The following is an 18,907-nucleotide window of genomic DNA, read 5'->3' as shown; positions in this document are numbered from 1 at the left end:
TCGGATTGTTGTTTGGAGTGTACCCGCTTAGATAGTTCTGCCCATCGCGGGATCGCTTTTGCTGGCGGCTCCCGTTTCTACGCGGCCAGCGAATCGGGCTGTCGAGTGTGTGCCATCCGACGTGACTGTGAAGTCATACCAGCCGTGGCTTTGCTCCAGCTGCATGACGACTGCAACTTCCTGACCGGGATTGACGAGCTTCGTCACAGGCTTTGCCTGATAAGCGTTATCCGTGATCTCGACCTTGGCAGCGTTGTGAGAACGGTTGCGCAGATGCACAAGAACATTTCCGGTGTATTTGCCGCCGCGCGATTCATACTCCGCTCGCGCCTCTATCGGCAGGGGACTGCCGCGGTCCATCAACATTCGATAGAAGCCATTGGGGCCGTGAATCTCGACTTCGTAACGTGAATCGGCAAAGAGCGATAGCGGATATGGAATCGTGAGAGTATCGCCAGCCTTGACGGTATACGTTGCCGCCCTCATGCCTTTCTGCTTGAGGTTGCGCAGATACACATTGAAAGGCGCTCCGGCAGAGTTTGTGCCGTGCACGTGATTAGCTGCGCTTAACCGCACTTCACATTGCGTGCCGTCGTCACCGAGACGGCAATCTGCATACAGCTCATAAGGAAGCGCGCATGCAGGACGAATGCCTTTCTCCTGTTGTGGCATCGATTCGGAGTCATGCGGGGTATGATTAATCTTCTCCACTTGGACCGCAGTCAGCTTTGCGTAGTTCGAGGGAACCTCCCGGTAGCGGGCCTTTGCGATGCTCAAAACATGCTTATCTCGATTGAGGTAATCGAGCTGCGGGTCCTGAGGATTGTAAGGGCGAAATACAGAGGTCAGATCTCCTGCTACCGTGCGCCGCCATGCGCTGATGTTCTCTTCGCGCACTGTTTTGCCGTACTTCTCCTGAATGAAGCGCTCGAGAAACATCAAAGTGGAGGTGTGATCGAAGAGCTGCGAATTGACCCATCCGCCGCGGCTCCACGGTGAAGCAACAAGCAATGGCACGCGAAAGCCCATGCCAATGGGGCCGGTTCTGGCTTCATGCTCTACAACACCCATACGCAGTTCATCCTGCTTATAGCAGTATTCGAGGCCTGTATCGATTCCCTCTGAGGCGTGGCCGGTTTCAGGACACCTAGGATCGGCCGCGACAAAGGATGGCGCATGATCGAAGTAACCATCGTTCTCGTCATAGGTGACGATGAAGATGGTCTTCTTCCACACTTCAGGATTCTTTGTGAGAATGTCCATGATCTCCGAGATGTACCACGCGCCATACCAGGGCGAGCTTGGGTGATCGGAAAATCTTTCAGATGCTGTGAGCCAGGAGATTGCGGGCAGTTTGCCTTCATTCACATCTTTGCGGAACTGGTGAAGCACATCGCCCTTGGGGACCTGTATGTTTCGCTGCTGCCCGTCGAGCTCGAAGGATAATGATTCCAGCGCATGATAATCAGGATCAGCGGCGTTAGTGACAAAGGCCGCATGATGCAGTGCTTTCTGGTCTTCAGAAAGCTGGTTATAACGGACTTCGCCACCTTGTGCGACTGCTGCCTTGACTGCTTCCATCTGCTTATGAATCTCGTCAAGCTGCTTATGAAGATCGCCTTTCGTGGCAGCATCGTGCGTCGCGGATATCTCTGATTCGAGCTTGTCTGCACGGATCACGAGCTCCGCACTCAACTGTTTTGCAGCGGCGACAAATCCGGGATATGCTTCAACGTTGTATGCAGCAAAGCACTCGAGAACGTTGTCCCCATAATTCGATAGCCACGCGTCTTCTTCACCGCTGAGCCCGGAGCGGGCCAGATCATTCTGGTACGACTTCCAACTGACGCCTGCCTCCTGGAGCCGTTCCGGAAAGGTCTTCCATGTCATGCCGCCGTCATCGATCTGTTCATTGCGGATATGAATCTTTGCGTCCGTGTTCTGCTGCTCACGAATGGTTCCCGTCCAGAAATAACTCCGATTCGGCGAAGTGCTTGTCATGACAGAGCAGTAGTTCTGATCGCAGATGGTGAAGGCATCCGCAAGCGCGTAGTAGAACGGCAGATCTTCCCGCGTGTAATGGCCCATGGTCAGCGGTAAATACGCATAATCTTTCTCTCCGGAGCGCTTTGCTTCAAGCCATCCATCATGAAGGCCTTCATTCCACGCATCTACTTGACTCTCGCGGGAGTGCGGCAGCGAACCCATCCAGGTAATGCGCGTGTCGTGAATGTTCAGCCGCCAAGGCGCGTAGGAGTTGCCCGCTGCATCCGTTTGCACAAAGACGGAGTTGCCGTTTGCCAGCCGCATCGCTCTTGGATCATTAAATCCGCGTACGCCCTGCAGCGTTCCGAATGTGTGATCGAAGGAGCGATTCTCCTGCATGAGGATGACGACGTATTCGGCGTCGAGATACGTGGAACCGTGCTCGGGTTCGATGGCGTACGCGCGCTGAATTGCCTCAGGAGTGAGTTCGGAGAGCCCGGCCGCGCCTGACATCATTGCTACATATTTAAGGAAGTTTCGCCTGGTGTGCATTCTCTATCTATTTCACAGCTATGTTGGTTTTTTGTGAAGAGGCTGCACTGAAATGAAATGTTGGTTATAAGTACGCCGTAAAACCCCAATCACTTTATAGCGGAACCTGGCATCCAGCTCAATCATGGCATGGGGCAAATATCCATGGATGCGGGAATCATGCCGTCAGGATCAGTGAAGCAAAATGGCGGCAGCCCGGTTGACTTGCCCAATACCGTCGTTCCGTTCATATTGCTCGCGGTTAGATCATCCACAGTTTGGCCGTTTGCGTCAGGCGTCCATCCTGCGAACCAGATGACGTTCGCTCCAAGCGAGTGGGGGCTCTGAACCATGTTGCCAAGAACACTGACATATGCGCCGGGCATAAGTGTGACGCTTCCCGCCATCGGACTCGCGGAACCGCCTGCGGCAGCCTTGCCCGCCTGTGTTCCGATGGTGGAACCAATCAATGCCGCGATGACAACAACAGCGACCACAATCAGGCAGACCACTGCCAGGACAATGATGCAAATCCAGGAAAAAATAGCAGTAAAAGAACAGCCCATGAGGCCAAAGAGCCAGATTGCGAGGATCACTCCGCCAACAGCACCGAGAGCCGCGCCGATAGCCGCGCCTGCCGATGCGCCTGCCGATGCCGAGCACACCTGATTGTTGTGGTAGTAGCAAGGCATCATGGGCGAACAGGTTGAATTCGGGTTAAGTATCTGCGCGGGCGCGGCAGCACTGGGAGGGCAGTTGGTGCATGCCGCGCACCATACCATGGGCGGATTATTCAAAGTGAGGATAGGCCAGTAAATGCTCTTGACAACAACGTCGATGCGGGGCTGATTATTCTGAAACCCCACGAGTTCGCTGTATCCGTAATGAAAGCCGGCCTCCACGGTGTTGATCACGCCGGTGACACATTCGAATTTTCCGACGACCGGCACGCCGCACAGAGCATCATGCGATGATTTCGCCCAGATGATGATGGAGAGCGCAGTGACTACGGCAGTGACAATGATGGCTGCCAGAGCCAAAACACCCCATCCGCTGAGGCCGAGGGAAGCGCCTAATTTGCCCAGGACAGAGGTAGATGCCGTCATACCGGCAACATCGATGGCGCCCAGTTTACCCGCGACGCCAAAGATAGCGGAGGCGACCGGGCCGAAAAATATTCCAAAGATACCAGCCAGGGTAGCCCAGAATGTTGGCGGTCCTGATACTGTCCCTGTTCCACCGCAAATGGTCGCGCCAGCCATTAACTATTACCTCGATTCTGATAAGCGGCGCACATCGCGCAAAAGGATTTACCGACAAGGAAGCCGATGAGCCATCCGAGCAGCGCGCCGAAGAAACCGATGTGCAGAACGTATATGCCCCAAACAGTGAGGATGCCGGTGACCAGGGATGTTCCCAATGCCCAGACTGCAATCCTGACTACGCCGTAATTGCCAAAGACGCCGACGATGACCAGAAGAACCAGCCACGCGAAGACCGACAGGCCGAGAGCCATCCACCAGAGCCATGAAACGGCGGGCACGTGCGGAGAGCCTGCCAGCGCATAGGGCAATCCAAAGAAATAGCCCACTATGGCGCCGGCGATGGCTCCGCTGACGGCACAGATACCGGAACGCGCAATCGTATTGGATAGCCAATTCATGGTTTGTCACCGTCCGGGTGAGTTCATACATACAAAAACTGTGTGAGGCCGCCTATGAGATCTCCCTGCTGGTCGCGGGCAAGTATCGTGACGCTGGTGCTGAACGGCCTTGTTGCCGGAAGCGTGTAAGAGAGATACGCTATGGCGGTGGCTCCCGGTGCAACTGTTACCTGAGCGGGAGCAATTCGGGCAGAGACGGTATTGGGCGCAAGCGATAGCGCGTAGTCCAGCGGCGCGGCTGTCACGTTTCCAAGAAGAATCGGAATTGGCGGTGCCTCGATGGTCAAAAACGCGAGGCTTGTCACGCTTTCTCCATGATTATTCGAGGCGTCTGAGTCGTATGGGTGGGAGATGTCCACAAAAATTGCGGCGCCGAGTTCTGTCCCCGCAATTTCCGTAGTCTCTTCTCCTGTCTGGAAATCAATGATGATGAAACCCGGAATTATGAGAGCCGCTATCAGCAATGGCACGCTGATCACGCGGGTTTCTCCCGCCGCTAATGAGAGCACTTGCGTGACGACGGGAGAGCGCGGCATTCCAATCCCGAGGGCACTGCGTGAGACAGAGACCGTTGTATTCACGGCGGCCGCCTTCGCAGACAGGTTGTGAATGGAAATCGACATGCCAGGTTGCATATTGAATTGCCACTTGCTATCTGCATAGACTTGGGGCTGGAACCACGTGATGTCGGGGTTATTCCAGGTGACGTCAAGGCCGGCGGCCAGCCGTTGCGACTGCGTGTAGATGGCAGGATCTGGCCGAAACGGCGGCGGATTGAGCTGAATGGAGCACCTGGAGGCAGGCAGCGAGACATCGCATGCGCACGATGCTTTGGCAGGAATACGAACAGCGCTTGCTCGAGTTGCCATGAGGGTCTCCGGGGTTCAAGGTCGTAGCAAAAAAATCTTCTGCTCTCTGAGTGACCGAAACGTTACAATGCAAAACATCACCATATCGTCGGAAGAGTGCTTGCCGCGCTTTTCCGCACTCCCCTTGGTGTACGCTGTGCGGTTCGGGTTCTCGAAAGATATTTCAATAGTTGCAGTGTAGTTATGCACTGTGACTGATGGATTGTGAAAACGGGCTGTTGTTTATCGAAAACTAGCGGAGTTGCTTATGACTGAACGGATTGTCATAAAGCACAAAGGTATTTTGCGTAATTTGTTTACGCCGCACGGGACCGCGAGGCTTGTGGGCGGGAGCAACGCGAATGACGGCCTGATTCTGGAAGAGCATATAAGCCCCCCGACCGAATTACCTGAGATCCAATTTCTGACTCACATGATTGCGGTGGGGAAGGTTACAGAGCCGTGCCGGGTTTTTTGTAAAGAGGGCGGCCTGGAAAAGGATTGCCTGCTCGTGCCGGGGGGAGTGTTTTTGAGTACGGCTACCTTACAGAAAGGCATCCGCTGGGAGGGCATTTTTCACTCGAGCGTCATGAGCATTGGCATACCGATGATGGAGTTGGCGATGCCGGAGCCATTCAGCCAAAGGCCTGTGGAACTGATCATGGTTCGGGGAGGAGCACGCGATGTTGTGCTGGGGCACCTGGTAGGAGCGCTTGAGGAGGTATTTGGAAGGGATTCATCACCCCAGCAACTGGTCGTAGAGAGCCTGTGCAATGCTACGGCTGTTTATCTGGCGCAACGCTATGGGGTGTTTCCACTAAAGATCAGCCAGTATAGGTCAGGGCTTACACCGGACCGGCTGTCTCGTGTGCTGGATTACATTGAGGAATATCTAGAGTATGACCTCTCAGTAATGGATTTGGCCGGGGTGGCGTGTCTCAGTCCGTATCACTTCGGGAAGATGTTCAAACGATCGACGGAGCAGAGCGTTCATCAGTATGTGATTGCACGGAGGGTGGAGCGGGCCAAAACGTTGTTGACCTCACAAGCACGGCCACTGGTCGAGATCGCGCTTGCGGTTGGCTTCGGAGACCAGAGCCAGTTTACGTCGGCCTTCAGGCATCAAACGGGCACTACGCCGGGAGCATATGCACGCATAAAACGTGGCCTGAAGAGAGTCTCCGAGGCCTGACTTCTTGAAAGAAGGGAAGTACGGAGAGTAAGGCTGTGTGTCATGGGCGAGCTATGCAGCTCGCCCATGGTTTTTGATGGCGGGCTACATGCCGGTCTTGGGTGCAGCTTCGGCGGCTTTGGGGTTGGAGAGGATTTTGGCAAGAGCCTTGAGACGGTCTGCATCGGCGGGAGTCTTTGCCGTTTCGGCAGCCTTTTCGGCGGTCTTGGCATCGCCCTTCAGCTTCTTTCCGTTCTTGGCATCGATGTTGGCTTTGATGGCCGCGATCTTATCTGCCGAGAGGCTGTCACCACGGGCGAGCTGATCGAGATAAGCCTTGGCCGTGACGAAGTTTTCCGGATACTCGATGTGCGGCTGATCCTGAACGTTGAGCTCAGGAAGGTAGACTTGGCCAGCGGCATCGATCTCAGCCTGCGTGATGTATTTCGTCGGGACAAGCTTGAAAACGTCTGTGCCGCGAGCGATCTCAGAGCCGTAGATGTAGCCGTTGTAGTAGTAGGTGGACCACTGGCCGCCCATGGCGGGACGGCTGTCATCGACCGGGCCGCGGTCAAAGTAGCCGATCTCGAAGGGGTGCGTGGGGTCGGTGTAATCCATGATGGAGATGCCACCCTGATACCACGACTGCACTTCGATATTGCGGCCGGGGATGGGAATCATGGAGCCGTTGTGCGCAACGCAGTTCTCTTTGTCGGTTTGCGGCGCGGGCATCTTGTAATACGAGTCGAGCTTCAGCTTCTTGTCCGGCGTGATAGTGAAGATGGCGTCCGCACCCCAGGCCATGGGATCGCTAGCGCGGCAACGTGGCTGGCCGCCGCCGCCCCACTCGTCGGTGAAGAGGACCGTCTTGCCATCGTTCGAGAAGTTAGCGGAGTGCCAGAAAGCGTAGTTGGGATCAGTAACGGCATCGAGACGCTTGGGATGCACAACGTCCGAGATGTCGAGCAGGATGCCATTGCCGGAGCATGCGCCGCCAGCAACGCCAAGCCAGGAGTAGACGGTGATGTCGTGGCAGCCGCGCGTGGCGGAGGTGTTCTGTGTGCCATCGCCGTGATTGCCGCCCTTCCAGAGGCCGTTCACATTGCCGCTTGCCGGATCGGCGAAGATGTAGGGGCTGTTGATGACCTTGGCCTGTTCAGGATGCGCGAGCGGCACCTGGATGACAACGATGGTGAAGAGCGCTGTTGAGGGGTCCTTGTCAGGATCGCCACCGGAGCAGCCTGCAAGCTCTTCTGCCGGGCGTACACCCGCAGAGCCTGCAACGTAGACGTAGACGTTGTCCTTATCCTTGGGATCGACGACAAGCGAGTGCGTGTGCGAACCGCGGCAGGTCTGTACGTCAACCAGTTGCTTCGGGTTCTTGATGTCAGAGATGTCGAAGATGCGGACGCCCTTTACGCGGTCTTTGCTGGGCGGCGGTTGCATGCGCATCATGAATTCGCGGCGGGCCGCAGCGTCCTTTTCAGCATCGCCGGTGGGTACGGGCGGCTGCGGAGCCGGGGTGGAGGTGGGGAAGCCCTGCGTGCCGCAGTCCATGCGGCCGTTGGCAGCTTCAACCGACATAAACAGAAGGTTCTTGTAAACGGAGACGTCTCCCTGGCCGCCGGGGCAGATGATCGACGTGACCAGCGTCATGTGCGAGGGGTTGGAGATGTCGTAGATGTTGATGCCGTTGTAATTGCCATTGAAGAGGTACTTCGAGTTGAAGGCGAGATCGGAGTTGGTGCCGCCGTAATTGGCGCGCGGGCCGCTGGGCGCAGTCATCATCATGCCGCGCTGGCGCGGGGCATCAGGATCGACGGGTGCCGGTGGCGGCGTGGCGTCAACGGCTTTGATGGTATCGATATCCGGCGCGAAGCCAGCGGGCTTGGGCGTGGTCAGCACGAGCTCCATGCCCTGGATGGCCGTGGCTGCGTCATAGAGGCCACCCTTCAGGCCGACGCGAGGATCGCTCGAATCGGAGCGGGGATTGACATAAACGGTCGGCGGAATGGGTGGGGTTTTTGCCGCTGGAGGCGCAGAGGGGGTTGGGCCTTGCGCAACTGCCAGGCTAGCGGCAGCAAGGGCTAACAGAGTGAGTTTGCGTGCGGCGAATTGGGAAGTGATGCAGCTCATTGTCTCTCCTTCAGCATGTGACGCATGATGTCGATTTCGGCTTGCTGGGTATTGTCGACGTCATTGGCGAAATCAAATAATTGGGGGTCCTGGCCTGCGCCAGGGTTGGCGAAAAGGTCTTTTACCATCTGCAGCGCGCCGGAGTGATGCTGGATCATGCCGGTGAGGAACAGGTGGTCGAATTCCGGGCCGGAGGCTTTACGAAGAGCCTCCATCTGCTTGGCGGTAAGCATGCCTGGCATCATGGGCATGTCCATCTTCATGTCTTTCATGTCCATGCCGGCCATAGGGTCGATGGGAAGGCTGCGGTCGGTGAGCCACTGCTTCATCCAGCGCATTTCATCAGTCTGGGAGACGTCGATTTTGTGGCCGAGCTCCTGGATGGCGGGATCCTTGGTGCGGGTCTTGAGCAGCTCCGTCATTTCCACGGCCTGATTGTGATGCATGATCATGCCCTGCATGAAATAGGCGTCGGGTTTGGATGGAGCTTTGAGCGCCTCGCCGGCGTTGGCGGCGCTGGGCGACAGGGGTTTGTTGGAGGCTCCGGGCGCTCCGGGCTGGACGATGGAGGGCGGGGGCGCAGATTGTTGCGCAAGTGCAGTGAGACAACAGAGCGCGAGAGCGGAAGCAGCGAAAACGGGACGAAGTGTGCGGGACAACTGCGATTCTCCAAACATAAGGCTGTGTATTTGGGGCCGTGCGGACGAGCTGCGGGCCGGGTCAGGTCGTTCTCAAAACGAAATTTGCAGCTGCGGGGAGCGGTCTTGCAGTCGTGCAAAGAGTATTTGGATGAATATATTACTGCGCGGCAGAGTATGGCAATGGATATCAGATAAGGAAACCCTAGGAAGGCTGAAGGAAAGAATTTTTATTTCCGGCTTGATCTTGAGAAGAAATTTGATCATCATACTGTGCAGGTAAGAACGACCGATCAGGAGGGAAGCGACTATGTCAGATATTCATGACGGGCAATGCGGACTCTGTACCCACTTCGGTGAAGGCCACAGCGATGACAAGCTGGTTTCAATCCGTTCTTCACACAAGGCTCCGGAGAGCCTGGTGGAAACATGCGGCCATCCCCAATTGGTGCCCCTGCATTTGCTGGTGACGCCGATTAGCGGCTGCAACGGATTCCAGGCAGCCGCGTAAAGACATTCGAACGAAATCCCCAACAGGGCGAAGGTGAAGCCCTGCTGGGGATTTTTGTTTGTAAAGACAATTCGGACCTATTCGGTCTTGTTTTTGCTGGCCAGCTTCTCTGTAGCTAGCTTTTCCGCGGTGGTCAACGCGTCTGCCGCACTCACCTTTACATCCGGTTCCACGCCAGTTCCTTCCCAGTCGCCTTTCGTAATCGGGTTAATGGGCCGCGCGAAGGGGACGCCGATGGTGAAATGGTCTCCTGCCGGCATGCCGCGTACAGGATGCGCACCGCCGCCTGTGGTTTCGCCGACGATGGTGGCTCGCTTCTGCGTCTTCAGATCGAAGGTAAATTCCTCACCGCCTGAGAACGTTTCGTGCGAGGTGAGCACGTACACAGGCTGATCGACGAAGCGCGGCCCAGGAACCCAAGGAAGCGTCCAATACTGGTGAGTGTCGTTATCGAGCCGGGTCGTGAGGTCGTTGATGTGGGTCGAATCGTGGAAGAGATACGAAACCATGAAATCGACCATCTGCGGATCGCCGCCATGGTTCTCGCGCAGGTCAAAGATGATGGCATCGGCGTGGGCCAGAAAGCTCATGGCAGCCGTTACTGTGGAAGCGCAGTACTCCGGCGGCGCGAATTCGCCAAATTTTACGTAGCCGATGTTGTGGCTCAGGATCTCCACTTTGGAGAAGCTGCAGTTGTCATGCTCAAGCTCGGCGCGGAAGCGTGCCTCATCGGCGGGGCTTGGCGCATGCGGTCCCGAAGAATCGCCGGGCATGATGTAGGGGTTGTACCCAACAAAGAGATGGCCGTCGTGGCTGACGGCGCGCAGGTCGCGCATCAGGATACCAGCAAATTCATTGCCATTGGTGATGGAGTTGTAGTCGCCATGCGCCTGATGGTCGCGCACAGCCTGAATCATCTTTGCCGCCACATCCGGATAGACATAATGGTCCGTAAGCTGCTTGCTGACGGCGTCAATTGTCTTCTGCCGGAGGGCGGCGTCGAGGTGAATGTCGTCGATTTTTGCGCCCGGGGGAAGCGCGCGGATGCCGAGCTGTTTGACCCGCGGCGGCGCGGTGCTTTCAAGCTGCAGAGTTCCGTAGGCGTCGATATTGTCTGCGCGGCCATGGACCATAAAGGTGAGCCGGTCCGGTGCGCTGCTCAGGATGGAGACAAGATTGAAGCCGCCTGTCTGGGCGGCAAAACCGGTGAGCCCATCGGCATTGTTCTTCGGGTCAAATTCCTTCACATAAGCCGCAATCTTGTCGTGGTCGCCGGAGTTCATTGCCGTAAGAAATGCCTGCAATGTGTGCCCCGCCGGCGTGTCAGGGATGGTGACGTCGGCACGCGCGCAAAGCGGCGCGGTTAGAAGAGCGATGAGAAGCACAACCTTGGCAACGGCGCGATTTCGCCTTCCAGCCCGAAAGAAATTATGGGACACGATGGCCTCCATGCAGGGACGCAATGAGTGTATATGGGTACGGAACTGGAATCTAGGACGCATGAGAGTGGAATGGGTTACCCATTGTTCGCTCTGTTATCTTCGCAAGATTCATCAAAGCGCGGCAGAGTTACTCAGCGATTCCGGTGACTACGCAACGAAGTGTTTTGTTTCCCTGTACCACTAACTCGTATGTATCGCCGATCTCACCTGCGCTTGATCTGGAAGCGGCTTTTACGATGCGCGCACGATAGTCTCCCAGCGAGATCGTCTGAGAAATGTAGGGGAGGTAGCTATTGCTCCTGAATTCGAGCCTTTTGCCATTCACGAGCGCATCCGAGTACACCACGTCCGTACACGGTGACTGCGTACACTCAGTACGAAGGTGTACGGCGTAGATATGCGCCTGGATTGGGTAATCTACGCCTGACTTAGCGTCGGGCAGTTGCTGTCCGTATCGTACCTTCTGGCCGTAGAGACTTACCGAAACAACAAAAATGGCAAAAACGACAATGATCCTACGCATGATTCTCCTCATTAGCAATGTAGCTTGAGATTTTCGTGTGACGACACCTTACCACATACATCCTGCATGCCGGAATCGTCCGAAACCGCAGCATTATTACTTCGATATATCGATTGCGCCCGTCAGACTTGCTACCCGCTCCACATGATGGCTGCGGCACCAGGATTCCATGCCCTTCGCAATGCGCTCAGTAGCGCGGGGATCAGCGTAGCTGGCGGTGCCGACCTGGACGGCTGTAGCTCCGGCGAGCATGAATTCCACTGCGTCTTCCGGCGTCATGATCCCACCCATGCCGATGACAGGGACGTTTACTGCGCGGGCAGTCTCATACACCATGCGGACAGCGATAGGCTTGATGGCTGGACCTGAGAGGCCGCCGGTGGTGTTGGTGAGGCGCGGCTTGCGGGTTTCAATATCAATCGACAGCGCGAGGAAGGTGTTGACGAGCGAGATGGCGTCTGCACCGGAGTTGGCCGCGACGCGGGCCATCTCTGCAATGGAAGTGACGTTCGGCGAGAGTTTGGCGATGAGCGGTCGCTTGGTAACCGAGCGCGCGGAAGAGACGAGGAATTCCAGAGAGCCGGGATCTGCGCCGAAGGTCATGCCGCCGGCGTGGACGTTGGGGCAGGAGACGTTGAGCTCGTAGGCGGCGATGTTTTCGGCCTCGTTGAGCTTTTGGATGACGCTGATGTACTCGCCGACGGTGTAGCCGAAGACGTTGACGAAGATTTTGCAGGCGGGATAGCGGGCGAGGGCGGGCAGTTTCTCTGCGATGAAGGCATCGACGCCGACATTCTGCAGGCCGATGGCGTTCATCATGCCGGCGGCGGTCTGGAGGATGCGCGGAGCGGCATGGCCCGTCAGGGGCTGAATCGAGATGCCCTTGGTGACAAAGCCGCCGAGGCGCTCGAGCGAGACCATCTCCTCAAACTCGATGCCATAACCAAAGGTGCCGCTGGCGGCGATGACGGGGTTGGCCAGCTCAATGCCGGCCAACTGAACTTTCATATCTGGCTTCATAACAGGGTTCAGAGATCAGGGGTCAGAGATCAGTTTTCGTATCACAGCGCGGCATTGTGCAGCGTATGGATGCGTTGCTGATCTCTGAGCTCTGACAACTGATCTCTGTATCAGTTTACTGGACTTGAATCGGCTTGATGGCCTCCGTCAGCACACGGCCCACGGCAGCCGATGGCCGATTGACTCCGGCGAGCGAGGAGAAGGTCACGGCAAGATCTACGGGAGCGACGAGGTTGTGGTACTCACCGGGCACAAACGGCGCGCCGTAAAACGCGAGCGGCACATGGCGGTCATACGACCAGGGCGCGAAGTGCGTGGTTCCGGAGTTCGAGCTATAGCCCTCAATCTGGTAGGCGTTGAATACTGCCATGACGAACCAGTTGCCGTGCTCTGCGTAGCTGTGCGAGAGCAGACGGCCCCACTCGGAGGGTGGAACCTCACCGTTGGCAAGCTGAAGGCGGGTGTAGACATATTGGAGGCGCGGCGTGGGAGCAAGCCGATGCTGCGCAGGAAGCGGGCCATCGTCCGGACGCGGCAGGCTGGCGACAGCCTCTCGCAGGGTCGCAGAGACAACTTCTTCCGCAGCCTTTTCGTCCACCTTGGCACTCTCAAATGCCTTGCGGTTAAGCACGATGTAAGGCAGGTCCGGGCCGGGCATCAGATACACCTGCTTTGCGCCCGGCGAATAGCGCGCATTCAGTTTTTCGTTGACGGTCTCGTATACCTTTTCCATGTCCACGTTCGTGGCGTTGATGCCGAGCTGCGCAGCCTCTCCGGGAACGGGCGCGACGCCGTGATCCGCCGTAAGCGCAAGCCAGACGTTATTGAGGCCGACGGTCTTGTCGAGCCAGGAGAAGAAGCCGTCGAGATCGCTATCGAGCGAGACAACCATCTGCTTTTCGAAGTCGGAATCGGGGCCGAACTGGTGGCCCTGAATGTCGTTGGCGGAGAGCGAGACTGTGACGAGATCAGTGACGCCGTTCTGGCCCAGTTTTTCGCCGGTAATGAGGGCCTTGGCGAAGTCAAGCTCATAGCGGTTGGCTGCCGGAGTGCGACCAACCAGCTCGTAGAACTGCGTGGTGTTCTCGACGAAGGCTTCCTTTTCAGCCTGCAGACGGCGGTCAGAGGCGTTGAAGGTCGTGGCCCAGGTGGGCAGATGTTCCATGTAATAAGTGGAGGTGGTGAAGATGCCGCTGGACTGATCGATCCAGTAAGCTCCGTTGGCGGACTGGCCGGCGGGCAGGATCGATGCGCGGTCCTTGAGCGAGATGCCAAAGACCTTCGATTTTCCCTGCGTCGCGAGCCGCAGCTCGTCGCCCAGCGTGGTGGCGCGGAGATTGCGCGGTGAGGAGCCGATGAGGAACTTCGCAGCCGTGGACGGTGCTCCGGGAGCATTGGCCGGGATGGAACTCGCTGGCAGATCGACGAGCTGGTAGCGCTCGTCTTCGACCGAGCTGACCTTGTGCGCGTCCGAGCGCGAGGCGTCCCACCAATCGTTGGTCTCGATGCCGTGACCGTCGGAGTAGGCTCCAGTACCGATGGTGGCGTGGCCAGGCGCGGTCTTGGTGTTGGCGTAATCGTAGTAGCAGTCGGTAAACCAGGCGCCTTCATTCATAAAGAGGCGAAAGCCGCGGCCCTTGAACTCGCTGCGCCAGCGGTTGAGATAGTCGCCGCGGAACTGGTCGATGACGACGATGACGATGAGTTTCGGCTTGCCGACATAGGCTTGGGCGCGCGCAGGAATGGGCGCAAATGCGATCAGGAGAGACAGCGACACACACCACAGAGCGCGAAGAAAGCGGGAACTGAATTGCATAACTCTGATGATAAAGAATCAGGCTGCGGCGCTGGATGACTTCCAGGCGGGGTTCATGGATTTTTCATGTAGGCCAGAAAAGGAAATGGGCAGCCAGAAGGCCGCCCATTTGTTTCGCGATGAGGATGTGCAGCTATGCCGTGACCGGCTCTTGTGCTGTCACCTTGACGTGCGTGAGCCAGCCAAAGCGGTCGGGCTTAAGGCCGTTGGCAATGCCGAAGAACTCATCGGCGATCTGCTTGGTGATCTCGCCGGGCTCGCCGTTGCCAATCACGATGCGGTCAATGGAGCGGATGGGCGAGACCTCCGCTGCCGTGCCGGTGAAGAAGACTTCGTCGGCGATGTAAAGCAGCTCGCGGGGAACTGACTGCTCCGTGACGGTAAGGCCCAGATGGCGCGCGATGGTGAGAACGGAGTCGCGCGTGATGCCTGAAAGCGCGGAGTTCGCGAGCGGTGGGGTGTAGAGAACGCCGTTGCGGACCAGGAAGATGTTCTCGCCGGAGCCCTCGCTGACAAGGCCGTTCACGTCCAGGCCAATGCCCTCGGCGTAGCCGTTGATATCGGCTTCCATGCGGATGAGCTGCGAGTTCATGTAGTTTGCGCCGGCTTTGGCGAGCGCGGGCATGGTGTTCGGGGCAAGGCGGTTCCAGCTGGAGACGCAGACATCCGCGCCGCCGTGGCCGGGCATGTATTTGCCCCACGGGAAGTTGGCGACGTAGACCTCAATAGGCGAACCCTTGGGGTTGACGCCCATTTCGCCATAGCCGCGCAGGACGATGGGCCGGATGTAGCATGGCGACACGTTATTGGCTTCGGTGACGTCCACGACCGCTGCACATAGCTCGTCGAGCGTGTATGGGATTTCCATGCGGTAGATCTTGGCGGAGTCAATGAGGCGCTGCATGTGCTCAGGCAGGCGGAAGATCGCTCCGCCCTGGGGCTGTCCATAGCAACGAATACCTTCAAAGACGCTGGAGCCATAGTGAACAACATGGCTCATGACGTGAAGTGTGGCCTGCTCCCATGGGATGAGGTGGCCGTTATGCCAGATTTTACTGGTGGCTTGGATAGGCATGGAGAGTTTCTGCTCCTCGCACCGCGCAGTTCACACGGATACCCAACAAGGGTATCGCGCCGAGGGCATAGATGTCACTCATTCCTCGTGACGAGGAACCGTTAAGACCTATGCACGCGACGGGATGCGGATTTTCCCATTTTCGGAACCGCTTTGCTAAACCAGCGGCTGTGTCGGTTGCACAGGTTCAGCGGGCGCGGCGATGACCTCGGTCGAGCCGCAGCTGGCATGACCGCAGGTGCACATGATTTCGACCTTTTCTGCCATGCCTTCGCAGTGTGCACTGCAATACTTGGACTTGTGATCTGGCAGGGTACAGGTACAGGCTGCATTCCCACACTTTTTTATCTGAGTTGACATAGCGCCCTCGCTTTCCATGTGATCGGCTAGATGCCGCAAGCGGGGTGGCTGGTTGTTTGCGTGTGCTGGACCAGTTTCCCCCGACGCACCAGCGGGAGCTTTCAGGCTGGATAGGGTGACTAGCTGTGAAACAGTTGTCAACATCCCTACGGCTAAAATGCAGGAAAGTTTTGTTGACAGAGAGGCTTGGCGGAAGTTGAATTCGATTGAAAAGCCGAAGCGCGGACCGCGACTGTACGGCCTGAATAAAAAAGATGGGTTTCTGCCGCATCCGTTCGACCTGGAATATGGGGTGCGGACGAGCGGGCTCGTGGCAGGAAGGCATCTGAAGACGGGCAGCCCGCATGATCGGCACACGACGGCGTATTACGGGATTGCGCCTTCAGTTTTTTACACGTTGGTGCGCCGGTGGCGCCGGATTCGGCCGGCATTTGCGCTGGAAGAGACCACTTTTATCGACATCGGTGCGGGAATGGGCCGCGCCATGCTGCTGGCCGCGGAGATTCCGTTTCACGCGGTCATTGGCGTAGAAACGCACCCGGCGCTGGTGCGCATCGCGCGGAAAAACCTGACGGTGTGGCGCAAGGCAGACCGCTTGCGGTCTCCGGTACATCTGGTTCAGGCGGATGCGACCGCATTTCCGTTTCCGCAGGGGCCATGCGTGGCGTTTCTGTTTAACCCGTTTGGTGCAGTGGTGATGCAGCGGTTTCTACGTCACTGCGCGCAGAGCTTTGAAAACAGGCCGGGCGAACTGGATCTGCTCTATGTCAACCATGAGCAGGAGCACATTCTGGAGCAGCAGAGGGGATTTGTACGCTACTTTCAGCGGCAGGTGAAGCGATCGCGAGCCGATGCAAAGGCCGATCACGCTATTCTGACGAATCAGCCGGATGGCGAATACGCCTCGACGGATTATGAAGATTGCTCAATCTGGCGGTGGCACAGCAGGGAATAGAGATAGGAAACTTGGAGTAGAAAACAAAAACATCTTGCCAATTGATACCTCCGCTATTCTTCCTTCATGACCATGTTTGACCTGCTATATGAAACTGCTGCTTCAGACACTGACCTTCTGCAGCGAAATGATGTTTTGGGTGACATTTTCAGCATTGTGCGAGAAGTTGATTTTGATTTCCTGAGCCCTACGCGAGAACAAGCGCAGGACTTTGTAGAATTTGTGAATGGGAAAAGCTACGGAAGAGCCGAAGTTCAGGAGATGCAGGATGGTAAATTTCGGGTACTTGTGTTTATTCATATGCCAATTACTCAGCACGTGATTCTCAGTGTCTCCGGATTCATGCTTTGCTTGAGCAGATTGTTCAGGATCGACTACAAGGGCTGGGGTTCGTTGGTACAGAAATCCGAGCCAGCCAAAGACAACTGATTCTTCCAGATGAAAAGCCGTGAGGATGTGAGAGCAAGTCTATGAAGCCGCATTTGATTCTCGGCATTGGCGAATTGCTATGGGACCTGCTGCCGGAGGGGCCGCGCTTGGGCGGCGCGCCGGCGAACTTTACCGTGATGGTCGGCAGGCTGGGGAATCATGCAGCGATTTTGAGCCGTATCGGGCGGGACGATCTGGGCCGCAGGGCTGTTGAGTCGCTCGACGGATTGCGCGCCGACACGGAGTTTCTACAAATTGATGCCTCCCATGAGACCGGTCGAGTAACGGTCGCGCTCAAGAACGGGCAGCCTGAGTACACCATCCATCAGCCGGCGGCATGGGACTTTTTATTGCTTTCGGATCAGTGGGTTCGATTGGCGGAGAGAGCGGACGCAGTTTGCTTCGGTTCGCTGGCACAACGGAATGTTACTTCGAAGCAGACCATTCAGGAACTGATCGCGCAGACCCGGCAAGATTGCATTCGCATCTTTGACGTGAACCTCCGCGCCCCGTTCCACACCGGCGAAGTGGTAGAGGAGTCGCTGGAGCTGGCGACAGTTTTAAAGATGAACGACACGGAGGTTCCTATTGTGATGGACCTGCTGGGCCTCGGAGCAGAATCCGGTCCGGAGGCTGATCTTCGCGGTATGTCGGAACGCTTATTGAGTGAGTTTCCCAGGCTGCGCATGGTGGCGATTACACGAGGCGGGCAGGGAAGTCTGCTTGTAGCGCGCGACGGCTGGCATGAGCATCCCGGGATTGCTGTGGATGTAGTCGATACGATTGGCGCTGGAGACGCATTTACCGCCGCAATGACGCATTATCTTCTGCGCGGAGCAAGCCTGGCTGTGCTGAATGAGGCTGGAAATCGCTGGGGTGCATGGGTCGCCTCGCAATCCGGCGCAATGCCTTTACTTCCGGATGCCGTTAAGCAGACCATCGACCAGGCAATTGCATCCAGCGGACGCTAAGCGCTGGGCCGAAGTTATGCATTCCACGCATGGCCAGTTTAGAATCTTGTTGGTTATAGATAGTTTTTCAATTGCGTGGCCGGATCAAGACTGGTCAGATAAGTAGCAACCGTATTTCTTCTGTTTTGCTGTATTACTTACCATTCTGTATGGAATCAATCCGTACCGCCAGGTTTCCTGGATCCGATATGACAGGGGATTTCTATGCGGCGTTGTTTCAGCGCGTTCCTTACATTGCTGTGTTTCTCCGTACTGGCGCATGCACAGGCTGCTCCTGCTGTCCACGAGTCCGGCGGACCTGAGCACTATCAGCTGTATGGGGGATACTCTTACCAGTCGAATACCTTTAACGGAGTTCCGGGACACCAGCAATCGCTGAACGGATGGGAGCTTTCGTTCGCTTTTCCGCAGATGTGGCACGAGCTCCGCTTCAAGATGGACACCACGCAGTACAGAGCAAATAATTATGGCGCGCCGCAGAACGCCTATTACATTCTCGGCGGCTTTCAATATAGCCACAAGTTTGGTCATGAGACGTTGTATGGCGAGGTGATGGGTGGCGACATGGGTATCAACCAGAATTGGGGACCCAACGCGCACGTGGGCATGACGGCATCTTTCGCCACCGTGATGGGCGGAGGAGTGGATACGCCCATCAGCCGCCGGTTTGCCGTTCGAGCGGGCGGCGACTTTGTTTATGAGAATTTAGCGCTAATTCAGAGCCTGAAGGTTGCGGTGCCGTACAGAGTTCCCGGATTGCCGAATTTTTTCGGGAAAGTAAATGCGGGAGTGGTCTGGAAGTTCTAACGGCCGCATCCGATCACAAACAAAA

Annotated in this window: 17 protein-coding genes; 6 read left to right on the top strand and 11 right to left on the bottom strand. The window is 56.7% G+C overall.

From position 1 onward, the window contains the following. Nucleotides 1-27: 27 nt before the first annotated feature. The 4 genes from VO84_RS06405 to VO84_RS06390 form a co-directional block, all read right to left on the bottom strand. The gene (locus tag VO84_RS06405) at nucleotides 28-2,538 is read right to left on the bottom strand and encodes a phosphocholine-specific phospholipase C (protein WP_058186605.1); all 2,511 of its coding nucleotides are present in this window, start codon (nucleotides 2,536-2,538) and stop codon (nucleotides 28-30) included. 122 nt (nucleotides 2,539-2,660) lie between these two features. Continuing rightward, nucleotides 2,661-3,779 (bottom strand): LytS family sensor histidine kinase, encoded by a 1,119-nt coding sequence (locus tag VO84_RS06400; RefSeq protein ID WP_058186603.1) that lies wholly within the window; start codon nucleotides 3,777-3,779, stop codon nucleotides 2,661-2,663. Beyond that, nucleotides 3,779-4,180, bottom strand: coding sequence for a hypothetical protein (locus tag VO84_RS06395; RefSeq protein WP_058186601.1), 402 nt, complete (start codon nucleotides 4,178-4,180; stop codon nucleotides 3,779-3,781). Before VO84_RS06395 ends, VO84_RS06400 begins: the two co-directional genes overlap by 1 nt. 23 nt (nucleotides 4,181-4,203) lie before the next feature. Then, a complete protein-coding gene (locus VO84_RS06390) occupies nucleotides 4,204-5,049 on the bottom strand; it encodes a hypothetical protein (RefSeq protein ID WP_058186599.1) in 846 nt (281 codons plus the stop codon). A gap of 247 nt (nucleotides 5,050-5,296) precedes the next feature. On the opposite strand from VO84_RS06390, the gene VO84_RS06385 reads away from it, so the two are divergent. Continuing rightward, nucleotides 5,297-6,220, top strand: coding sequence for a helix-turn-helix domain-containing protein (locus tag VO84_RS06385; protein ID WP_058186598.1), 924 nt, complete (start codon nucleotides 5,297-5,299; stop codon nucleotides 6,218-6,220). 84 nt (nucleotides 6,221-6,304) lie between these two features. Here the strand turns inward: VO84_RS06385 and VO84_RS06380 are convergent, their stop codons facing one another. Together VO84_RS06380 and VO84_RS06375 are read right to left on the bottom strand one after the other, a co-directional pair. Next, nucleotides 6,305-8,335, bottom strand: coding sequence for an LVIVD repeat-containing protein (locus VO84_RS06380; RefSeq protein WP_058186596.1), 2,031 nt, complete (start codon nucleotides 8,333-8,335; stop codon nucleotides 6,305-6,307). Then, nucleotides 8,332-8,994 carry a DUF305 domain-containing protein gene (locus VO84_RS06375; RefSeq protein ID WP_231737808.1) on the bottom strand — a complete coding sequence of 221 codons (663 nt, stop codon included), beginning with the start codon at nucleotides 8,992-8,994 and terminating at the stop codon, nucleotides 8,332-8,334. The genes VO84_RS06380 and VO84_RS06375 overlap by 4 nt, the downstream gene beginning before the upstream one ends. A gap of 289 nt (nucleotides 8,995-9,283) precedes the next feature. On the opposite strand from VO84_RS06375, the gene VO84_RS06370 reads away from it, so the two are divergent. Further along, complete coding sequence (locus tag VO84_RS06370; protein ID WP_058186592.1) at nucleotides 9,284-9,484, top strand: hypothetical protein; 201 nt, start codon at nucleotides 9,284-9,286, stop codon at nucleotides 9,482-9,484. A 77-nt stretch (nucleotides 9,485-9,561) separates the two neighbouring features. Here the strand turns inward: VO84_RS06370 and VO84_RS06365 are convergent, their stop codons facing one another. The 5 genes from VO84_RS06365 to VO84_RS06345 form a co-directional block, all read right to left on the bottom strand. Then, on the bottom strand, nucleotides 9,562-10,923 hold the full coding sequence (locus VO84_RS06365) for a S41 family peptidase (RefSeq protein ID WP_197413927.1): 1,362 nt from the start codon (nucleotides 10,921-10,923) through the stop codon (nucleotides 9,562-9,564). 130 nt (nucleotides 10,924-11,053) lie between these two features. Further along, entirely contained in the window at nucleotides 11,054-11,449 is a 396-nt protein-coding gene (locus tag VO84_RS06360) for a hypothetical protein (protein WP_058186588.1), read from the bottom strand. 96 nt (nucleotides 11,450-11,545) lie between these two features. Then, nucleotides 11,546-12,457, bottom strand: a complete 912-nt coding sequence (locus VO84_RS06355) for a dihydroorotate dehydrogenase (protein WP_231737807.1) — start codon at nucleotides 12,455-12,457, stop codon at nucleotides 11,546-11,548. Nucleotides 12,458-12,584: 127 nt separating this feature from the next. Continuing rightward, nucleotides 12,585-14,285, bottom strand: coding sequence for an alkaline phosphatase family protein (locus VO84_RS06350; protein ID WP_058186585.1), 1,701 nt, complete (start codon nucleotides 14,283-14,285; stop codon nucleotides 12,585-12,587). A 133-nt stretch (nucleotides 14,286-14,418) separates the two neighbouring features. After that, entirely contained in the window at nucleotides 14,419-15,360 is a 942-nt protein-coding gene (locus tag VO84_RS06345) for a branched-chain amino acid transaminase (RefSeq protein ID WP_058186583.1), read from the bottom strand. Between the two features lie 556 nt (nucleotides 15,361-15,916). On the opposite strand from VO84_RS06345, the gene VO84_RS06340 reads away from it, so the two are divergent. The 4 genes from VO84_RS06340 (at nucleotide 15,917) to VO84_RS06325 (ending at nucleotide 18,882) form a co-directional block, all read left to right on the top strand. Continuing rightward, on the top strand, nucleotides 15,917-16,675 hold the full coding sequence (locus VO84_RS06340; RefSeq protein WP_197413926.1) for a class I SAM-dependent methyltransferase: 759 nt from the start codon (nucleotides 15,917-15,919) through the stop codon (nucleotides 16,673-16,675). 66 nt (nucleotides 16,676-16,741) lie between these two features. Beyond that, nucleotides 16,742-17,104 (top strand): ribonuclease E inhibitor RraB, encoded by a 363-nt coding sequence (locus VO84_RS22065; protein WP_082661779.1) that lies wholly within the window; start codon nucleotides 16,742-16,744, stop codon nucleotides 17,102-17,104. 41 nt (nucleotides 17,105-17,145) lie between these two features. Continuing rightward, on the top strand, nucleotides 17,146-18,075 hold the full coding sequence (locus tag VO84_RS06330) for a carbohydrate kinase family protein (RefSeq protein ID WP_058186578.1): 930 nt from the start codon (nucleotides 17,146-17,148) through the stop codon (nucleotides 18,073-18,075). Nucleotides 18,076-18,279: 204 nt separating this feature from the next. Continuing rightward, a complete protein-coding gene (locus tag VO84_RS06325) occupies nucleotides 18,280-18,882 on the top strand; it encodes a hypothetical protein (RefSeq protein ID WP_058186576.1) in 603 nt (200 codons plus the stop codon). Nucleotides 18,883-18,907 lie beyond the last annotated feature (25 nt).

The organism is Occallatibacter gabretensis (genome assembly GCF_001449115.1).
Classification (GTDB): domain Bacteria; phylum Acidobacteriota; class Terriglobia; order Terriglobales; family Acidobacteriaceae; genus Telmatobacter; species Telmatobacter gabretensis.
Note: the sequence above shows the minus strand (reverse complement) of the source record. Positions and strands in the feature narration are given on the sequence as shown.

Coding starts and splice junctions, on each gene's coding strand:
- VO84_RS06405 (WP_058186605.1), bottom strand. CDS start 2,538: ATGCACACCAGGCGAAACTTCCTTAAATATGTAGCAATGATGTCAGGC.
- VO84_RS06400 (WP_058186603.1), bottom strand. CDS start 3,779: ATGGCTGGCGCGACCATTTGCGGTGGAACAGGGACAGTATCAGGACCG.
- VO84_RS06395 (WP_058186601.1), bottom strand. CDS start 4,180: ATGAATTGGCTATCCAATACGATTGCGCGTTCCGGTATCTGTGCCGTC.
- VO84_RS06390 (WP_058186599.1), bottom strand. CDS start 5,049: ATGGCAACTCGAGCAAGCGCTGTTCGTATTCCTGCCAAAGCATCGTGC.
- VO84_RS06385 (WP_058186598.1), top strand. CDS start 5,297: ATGACTGAACGGATTGTCATAAAGCACAAAGGTATTTTGCGTAATTTG.
- VO84_RS06380 (WP_058186596.1), bottom strand. CDS start 8,335: ATGAGCTGCATCACTTCCCAATTCGCCGCACGCAAACTCACTCTGTTA.
- VO84_RS06370 (WP_058186592.1), top strand. CDS start 9,284: ATGTCAGATATTCATGACGGGCAATGCGGACTCTGTACCCACTTCGGT.
- VO84_RS06360 (WP_058186588.1), bottom strand. CDS start 11,449: ATGCGTAGGATCATTGTCGTTTTTGCCATTTTTGTTGTTTCGGTAAGT.
- VO84_RS06355 (WP_231737807.1), bottom strand. CDS start 12,457: ATGAAAGTTCAGTTGGCCGGCATTGAGCTGGCCAACCCCGTCATCGCC.
- VO84_RS06350 (WP_058186585.1), bottom strand. CDS start 14,285: ATGCAATTCAGTTCCCGCTTTCTTCGCGCTCTGTGGTGTGTGTCGCTG.
- VO84_RS06345 (WP_058186583.1), bottom strand. CDS start 15,360: ATGCCTATCCAAGCCACCAGTAAAATCTGGCATAACGGCCACCTCATC.
- VO84_RS22065 (WP_082661779.1), top strand. CDS start 16,742: ATGACCATGTTTGACCTGCTATATGAAACTGCTGCTTCAGACACTGAC.
- VO84_RS06330 (WP_058186578.1), top strand. CDS start 17,146: ATGAAGCCGCATTTGATTCTCGGCATTGGCGAATTGCTATGGGACCTG.
- VO84_RS06325 (WP_058186576.1), top strand. CDS start 18,280: ATGCGGCGTTGTTTCAGCGCGTTCCTTACATTGCTGTGTTTCTCCGTA.